Annotated in this window: 7 protein-coding genes; 3 read left to right on the top strand and 4 right to left on the bottom strand. The window is 54.1% G+C overall.

The annotated features are described in order from the left end of the window. On the top strand, window positions 1-1,608 hold a 1,608-nt coding region (locus J7360_RS21160; RefSeq protein WP_280515207.1), incomplete at its 5' end, for an RHS repeat-associated core domain-containing protein. After that, on the top strand, window positions 1,605-2,075 hold the full coding sequence (locus J7360_RS21155; RefSeq protein WP_057662563.1) for a hypothetical protein: 471 nt from the start codon (window positions 1,605-1,607) through the stop codon (window positions 2,073-2,075). The genes J7360_RS21160 and J7360_RS21155, both read left to right, overlap by 4 nt. 136 nt (window positions 2,076-2,211) lie before the next feature. Here J7360_RS21155 and J7360_RS21150 read toward each other — a convergent pair whose 3' ends face one another. Genes J7360_RS21150 through J7360_RS21140 form a run of 3 tightly spaced genes read right to left on the bottom strand, consistent with a single transcriptional unit; the run spans window position 2,212 to window position 3,705 of the window. After that, complete coding sequence (locus tag J7360_RS21150) at window positions 2,212-2,592, bottom strand: hypothetical protein (protein ID WP_176215051.1); 381 nt, start codon at window positions 2,590-2,592, stop codon at window positions 2,212-2,214. Continuing rightward, window positions 2,589-2,903 carry a hypothetical protein gene (locus J7360_RS21145; protein WP_209034800.1) on the bottom strand — a complete coding sequence of 105 codons (315 nt, stop codon included), beginning with the start codon at window positions 2,901-2,903 and terminating at the stop codon, window positions 2,589-2,591. The genes J7360_RS21150 and J7360_RS21145 overlap by 4 nt, the downstream gene beginning before the upstream one ends. A 40-nt stretch (window positions 2,904-2,943) precedes the next feature. Further along, window positions 2,944-3,705, bottom strand: coding sequence for a hypothetical protein (locus J7360_RS21140; protein ID WP_209034798.1), 762 nt, complete (start codon window positions 3,703-3,705; stop codon window positions 2,944-2,946). A 51-nt stretch (window positions 3,706-3,756) separates the two neighbouring features. Here J7360_RS21140 and J7360_RS21135 point away from each other — a divergent pair, with 51 nt between their 5' ends. Continuing rightward, entirely contained in the window at window positions 3,757-4,155 is a 399-nt protein-coding gene (locus tag J7360_RS21135; protein ID WP_232087940.1) for a helix-turn-helix transcriptional regulator, read from the top strand. Here J7360_RS21135 and J7360_RS21130 read toward each other — a convergent pair. After that, a complete protein-coding gene (locus J7360_RS21130; RefSeq protein WP_209034797.1) occupies window positions 4,152-5,705 on the bottom strand; it encodes a DUF4365 domain-containing protein in 1,554 nt (517 codons plus the stop codon). The genes J7360_RS21135 and J7360_RS21130 overlap by 4 nt on opposite strands. Window positions 5,706-5,892: the final 187 nt, after the last annotated feature.

Genomic DNA, 5,892 nt, shown 5'->3' with positions numbered 1-5,892 from the left:
CCCCGAACGTCAGCTGCATGGATGAATCCTCTACATAAGGCGATAGTGTCGCGCATCTGCGGTGAGTTGATCAGACCTTCCTTAGGTCAGCCGACAGCTGTCCGCGACCAAGCAGGGGGCAACTACGCTACGGGGATTGGTTACTACCCCAATGGAGCGGCGCGCCAGTTCACGTATGGCAATGGCGTCAGTCACTCTCTCGTGATCAACGGGCGGCAGATGCCTCAGCAGGTTCGCGATTCGAACGTTGCGTCGCTCGAGTATCAATACGACGCGAATGGGAACGTCACCACTATCCTCGATCAGCAGATGGGGTCGGTTTACAACCGCCACATGTCTTACGACGGTCTTGATCGATTAACAGATGCTGGTTCATGGCGTTTCGGCGGCGATGCTTGGAACCGATACGCCTACGACGTATTGGATAACCTCCTCAGCGCACAGCTGCCGGGGGTGATGGAAAAGAACTACTGGTATGACGCCAAGAACCGTCTGACCAATGTTCAGAACAATGCAGGCGCCACAACCGTTGGCCTGAGCTACGATCCGCAGGGCAACCTCAAGAACAAGAATGGTCAGGTCTATACCTTCGACTATGGAAATCGCCTGCGAGATGTCACCGGCAAGGAAAGCTATGCCTACGATGCCTACGGCCGCCGCACCGTAGCGGGTCGCCCTACAACGCTGACCACTCAGGTCTACACTCAGACGGGCCAGTTGTTCTACACAGAGGCGTCGGGCAAGGGCAACACGGAATACGTTTACCTCAACGGCAGCTTGTTAGCCACGCGCAACGCAGGAGCCATCAAGTTCCAGCACACCGATGCGTTAGGCAGCCCGATTGCGGTGACAGATGCCGCTGGCCAAGTGGTCGAGCGGACCGACTACCAGCCGTATGGCAGCCCCATTGGCAAAACGGTCGATGGCATTGGCTACACCGGCCATGCCATGGACGGTGCGACGGGGCTGACCTACATGCAGCAGCGCTACTACGACCAAGACTTGGGACGGTTCTTGAGCGTAGATCCGGTAGCCGCTGACTCGGTGTTGGCAGCCAACTTCAATCGCTATTGGTATGCGAACAACAATCCGTATCGGTTCACCGACCCGGATGGGCGTGAGGTGAAGTTCGCCAATGGCGCACCAGAAGATTTTTTAAGAAATCTCGCAAGTTCAATTAGGTATTTGAATGCGGCCGGCGTGGCGGGTCCTATCGGTGAAGTGCAGCTTAGACGCGAAGTTGTGACGGTTGCTCCAGCTGCGGATAGAACCAACGCTGCTCAATCGAATTTCAATCCAAATACAAACGTGTTGACTTGGGCTGATAGGGGTGGACTTTCAATAATTGATAAGAATGGTGAGAAAGCGACCATATCCCCGGCACTAGCTCTCGCTCATGAGTTTGGACATGCCGAAAATAAGCTGTTCGACCGCGGGGCTTTTGTGATAGACGTTAAGACGTATGATGAGAGCTACAGTAATCAAGAAGAGCGGAATGTGATTGAAGGTTATGAGCAGCCCGCGGCAAATAAACTTGGGGAAGGGGAGCGTGGAGATCATGGTGGAAAGCCAATTGTATTTAAGTGTTCCACCCCGGAGTGTTTATGAAAATCTATAAACAAAAATACGCTAAGTTTAATTTTTTATTTTGCGTAATTTTAACGGCTTTGATTGCTTGCGCGCAGGGGGCGGTTGAAAATGTTGTGAAAGCGTGGGCTACTGCCGAAAAGCTGGATTTTTTCTATAGGGGATTTGATGAGACTGCTCCTCTTAGGTTCTCAGAGGACGAGATGTTGAGTGCCGCCAAGTTCAAGGGTTATGTGACTAAGGAAAGCGAGCTTTCCCGGTTCATTGGTGAGTTGTCAGGCGCGTGTGACGCTGTGGGCGAGCCGAGCGAAGAGCAAATGGATCTGCATGTGCTAATAAAGGCACATGGTAAAAATGGCAAGGAGATGCGCTGGAAGGCTTCCCCATTTCATTTTTACGATTCGACTGTAGGGAAGGTTTGTGTGCTGAAGCCTAAAGATAGTGAGCGGCTTTCTGCATTGATGCAGAAGTTATCAGCGGCGAAGTAATTTGGCTAGGTATGTGCTTGCGGAGGTTGGATGCAGATCTTGGCATCTAGACGTGTATTTTTGCAAAAAAGTAGTTTCATGCCTATTTTTTTTACGAGCCCAGGAAAAGCCTAGGCTCGCAGCAGGCCATTGATCTTCAGGTGGTCAACTGAAGCCAAAGCACCAGTAACACCATGGGAAGGCCACTCAGCACCGAGGTGACCCAAAAAGCTCCCATCACGGTCAGCAGGGTCATCACCCACCACTGCCACCAAGCGAACCCTGTGTCCCGCGCTTGGGCAACCCGTGCTTCCGACGGGTAGAGCTGCTCGGCTTTCCGCAGGCCCCGCCGAGCCATCAGCGGCCCAACGATGAAGCCAAACGGGCCCAGGAAGAGCAGGGACAGCGAATACCAGCAGAAGAATCGGTTGTGCGGGGTGGTCACCTTTTTAGGGGCAGCGCGCATGGCGCCGTCTTTGAGGAAGCCGCCCACAGCGCCGGCTGACGTTCCCACCATCGAATCTGGTTGGGTCTTCATTTAGCGTAGGCCCTCCAGGTGCCGTCGCTCTTGGCGTAGCGCAGGTTCTTGCTCACTGGGATGGGCACTTGCCGGCCTCCGATGTCGATCGCCACCTTGCCCCTCGTGTCGCAGCGATAGCCGTCGACGCCCTCCGCCTCAACGCAGCCGGTGAGCTCGAAATTCTGAACGTCGGTGACTTGGCCGGCGCCGCTGTCTTGCAGCAGCCGGACAAAGGCTTCCTTGGCGTTGTCAGATGAGGGCTTGCCGCCGCAGGCGGTCAGGCCCAGGGCCATGGTCAGGACGACCAAGGGGATCCGTGCGTTTTTCATGTCGTTCCTTTGCTGATGAGTGATAGAGAGGGCGACCGGCTTACTTGTCGCGGTTCCCGTCGGGCTTGAAGCCAGCGATCCAAAGCCTGGAATCTTTGAAAGGGGTCAGCATTCCCGAGGCACCGGGGTGCAGGTCGGCGGTCTGGACAAAGCCGCTCACCCACGCGATGCGCAGCGACACGTCCATGGCCCTGTCAGCGACGCCAGGGCGGCTCACGTTGACCACGAACGGCTGAGCCGGCGGAGTGGGGCCTGTGGACCGCTGAGCGCCGGTGTCCGGCTTACTGGGCGGCACCCGGATACCGCTGAGTGAGTCGCGGCCTTTCCACAGGGCCGCGCTGTTGAGCTCCGCCGTCTCGCCCAGGTCGTCCGTTTCCGTCACGGCAGCATCGAAGCAGGTGCGGAAGGTCTCCGTGGTCGAGGCGGTCGGGCTGGTCCAGATGCGGGCCTCCGCCGTCCAGCAGGGCAGGGAGGCGCCCCATTCGGTGAAGGTCAGCGCCACGCGGGGCCAGTCCAGCTTCCCGAGCCGGGCTTGCTGGTGGTTGTCGCCTTTGAAGAGCCCGGGCAGCTTTCCTGCACCGCTGAGGGGTTCATAAATCGAGCCAGTGCCTTGGCTGCCCGCCTTGGTGCCGGCGTGCGGCTTGATGCCAACCATCTGCTTGCCCGTGTCGGCCAACCCCTTTCCGAGTTGACGGAAAAAGCCGGACTTCTGCTCCGGCACCTCTTGGGCTTGGGCACTGAGTGGAGAGATGAACGTCAACGCCAAGAGCGCAGCGAACGCTCCTTGTCCTGTGTGCTTCATACGAAAAGCCCCTGTAGACCGCCGGTCTGGCAGCATTTACGATAATCGCAGATGAGTCGCCCGCTTCCAAGCGGCACACTGAGGGAATTCAGCTTTCGTGCAATCTTCTCGATGCCCAAACCCAAGACACCTGCCACGGTCTATGGCACGCGTCTGCGCAATGCGCGGATGGCCATGGGCTGGACCCAAGCCGATCTGGCGGAGCGCATTGGGATGGTGGACTCGGTGTCGGGAGCCACGCGCGTGAGCCGCTACGAGACGGGGCAACATGACCCGGATCCTGCGACCGCTGAGGCACTAGCGAAGGCGTTAAAGCTACCTGTGGCCTATTTCCACGCCACTTCCGACGTGCTGGCCGACATCATCTTGATTGTGTCGCGGTTGCCTGTCGCCAAGCAGAAAGAGGCACTTGAGCGCTTGAAAGAGATTGCCGGGCAATCAAACCCTTAGCGGTTTCTCCGAATCTTTCCACTGCTTACCATAGTCTTAGAGTGCCTAAGCCACGCTTGGCCCCGCTCATCTTTTGTAATGCTGACCCTATTGGAGTTAGGAATCACATCCATGACATAGTTTGTCATGCTTATTTCTACCGGGATATTTCCAACTTCCTTCCCGGCTACTTCAAGAGACCATTGCGTTTCGCAAAGAAACTCTCCTGCAACCTTTGTGTGCCTAAGTGCTCCGTTGTTGGATAGGTCTACTTCCATCGCGCCAATGTTAACGGATTTTTTAGCCCCTCTCAAAAGTTCGAATGCTAGATCTATGTCCTCAAAGTCTTCTGAAGAGAAAAGGTCGTCTTTTTTAACGGAAAAATTTGAGTTGAGCACTCTAGTAATCATATGTAGCCGACTAAGATTTCTGATCCGCTGCAAAACGGGTAGCCATCCATCGACGGATTCGACGGGGGGCTTGAGCTCGATTCGTTGGTTATCAAAATCAAGTGCAATGTGCATTGAGTCTTCTGCGGCAACTTGCTCTGCCCAGCTAGCGAGTGGGGCGAGTTCATGGAACGACTGCAGAACGTTTTCTTGAAAATAACCTGCCCGGATACCAATGTTAAGAACGGTCTTGAGGCGTGTCTCTTCTTGAGTCAAGCGTAGAACTAAGTTAATAGGAGAAGGCTGGAGCTCATTTGTGATCCCTGAGCCTTTCGATCCTGAAAAAAGATCTGCCGGCAAAATCAGCTCGCTTGCCAAGACCGAATATTCCCGTCCTGGACAGATACTAACGAGCCCTTTCTTAGCGGATATCTGCTTCATGGTCACCATGCCTTTGGAAAGCGGCGCTGGCGAAATTGTATTTGAGAAATTGCTTGGTAACGTGATTTTAAAATCGCTCACGTCGAAGGAGCGTGGGAGGCCGTATTCATAAGCATCCTTCAAGCGTTCTATGTTCTCTGGGCTATCAATGGGCCGAAAAGAGATGTTGGCATTAGGGGGTGAATATAAAGGTGGCGCCTCTCTTGTTTTTGAAGGTTGTGGCTGTTGGGGTGTAATCTTTTTTACATTCGGAGTGAAGTTTCGACCTTCTATTTCTATGGAGAGACGGTCTTTTGTTTGGACCAATGATCTAATGCTTTCTTGCAGATACTGTTCGAAGAATTTCCTGTCCTCCATTGTCCGAGCTGGATCGAAGGTGACTGTTCTTCTTTTTTTATCCAGAAGGACCTCCTTATTTGTGGCCGCCCAAGCTTGCGCGTGCACCCAGTATATGGTTTTGTCAGATGCAACCCGTAATATGAACACAGGAAGGATGCTTGCTGCATATTGACGGAGTCGACTACTCGCAACCAATGCCTTAGGTCGCTTACTTGATACGGCGGTTCCTTTTACTTGGACAAGAAATCTTATCCCCCTGTAGATGTTCTGGTCTGGAGTGATGCAGAGGTCATAGCCAATGTCGATACGGTCTTGACCCACATTCCAATCCCAAGACATAAATAGATCCTCAACAGCTAGCTCAGCGCGATGTCCAGTTTTATGTATCGTGGGAAAATTCATGAAAATCTGATGGTCCTTATGTCTGATCGTGCTGAAGTCGCATAGCTTAGGGAAGGTCTGATCAACTCACCGCAGATGCGCGACACTATCGCCTTATGTAGAGGATTCATCCATGCAGCTGACGTTCGGTGACGCTGAGGGCTTGGGCAAGCGTAAGCAGACCCGGCGCGAGATCTTTCTTGCCGAG

Origin of the sequence: Xanthomonas sp. D-99 (assembly GCF_017746145.1) — a bacterium.
GTDB lineage: Bacteria > Pseudomonadota > Gammaproteobacteria > Xanthomonadales > Xanthomonadaceae > Xanthomonas > Xanthomonas cissicola.
This window is presented reverse-complemented; position numbering and strand designations above follow the sequence as displayed.